We start from the raw sequence: 1,336 nt of genomic DNA on the forward strand, positions 1-1,336 counted from the left end.
GAACGATAGTTCAATAAAAACACGGAAGCAGCCGACCACAATGATCGGCTGCTTCATTACGCTAACGGGCAGGATAATTTAATGGGCACCATAAAATGGTTGGAGGTATTCGCCCAAAAAAGGAGGCGTTTAGCATAGAGGGATAAGTCTCCAAAAATGAGAACTCCAGGAGGACGATCGTAGTAATTCCAATAACCACTTTCATTACCGGCTGGGAAGGCTATTTGAGATTAAAGGAAATAATTTTTGGAGCTATGCGGAAGGCGATAATAAACTATATTTAGACAAAGAGGATTGCGAAATAGATCCATTTCTCAATAAATAATGAAGAACCTAGATAAAATGAAGAGACCATAGCTCGTTGCTATGGTCTCTGGTCTCTTTCTATGAAGCGGTCAGTAAAATTACTAACTACGAAATTCGCCTCACTCAATTCAACAGTCCGTCAACGCCTACCGCTGAACCGTTTGATCGCTTCCTCGGTCACCGGCGCGAAGAGGTTAACCAGGTTGCCGTCGGGATCGCGAAACAGCACAGCACGGTTCCCCCACGGCATCGTGGTTGGTTCCTTTACCCACTCGTCGACAAACGGCTTCAAGCGCTCGTATTCGGCATCGACATCGTGGACGCGGAACTCGATGATGACAGTGTGATTGTCGGCCGCCACTGCGGAACCAGCGCCGAACAGTTGCACCGTCTGGGAGTGGCCGATCGCCAGGGTGCACGATGGCACAACGAGTTCGGCAAAGACGGGCGCGGGACGTTCCGCCGAAACACCCATGACTTTCTCATAGAACTCGACGAGACGATCCACGTCGTCGGTAATGATGCGTACAGAAGCAAAATTCACAAGATACCATCCTTCCTATAATAAATGATACAATACCGTATCATATCATTTGGGGTCAAAATACTTCGCATTTATCTCCCACTCCTTTACGGTTACTTACGATTATAAAAAAACGCTACTGACAACAGTATGTCAGTAGCGTTTTAAATTTTTTTTGGCTCCTCCCGAATTCGATTTCGGAATGCGTCAGTACACGATATGTCTTGATTCTTATCTTTCCAGAACTGCTCCATTATGGATTGCATTGATCAGTGATACGGGTGCAGCATTGATTGTCATATTGAACAGTATAAGGCTACTAAGGGTTAAAAATTAATGCCTATTGATTAAACTAACTGCGAACGAGAGCTCAATAAAGACATGAAGACAGCTGGTCTGTGCGATCGGCTGTCTTTGTTGAACTAACGGGCAGGTTAGTTTAATAGTTTTTTCTCATCAAAAAAAATCCCACCCTATGGGCAGGATAGTTCCAGAGGTTTTTTAAGC

At 44.9% G+C, this 1,336-nt stretch carries 1 protein-coding gene; it reads right to left on the reverse strand.

Annotation, left to right across the window (positions count from 1 at the left end):
- Positions 1 to 445: 445 nt before the first annotated feature.
- A complete protein-coding gene (locus HI950_RS35360; protein WP_076238209.1) occupies positions 446 to 850 on the reverse strand; it encodes a VOC family protein in 405 nt (134 codons plus the stop codon).
- Positions 851 to 1,336: the final 486 nt, after the last annotated feature.

Source organism: Paenibacillus sp. PL91, assembly GCF_012935325.2.
GTDB lineage: Bacteria > Bacillota > Bacilli > Paenibacillales > Paenibacillaceae > Pristimantibacillus.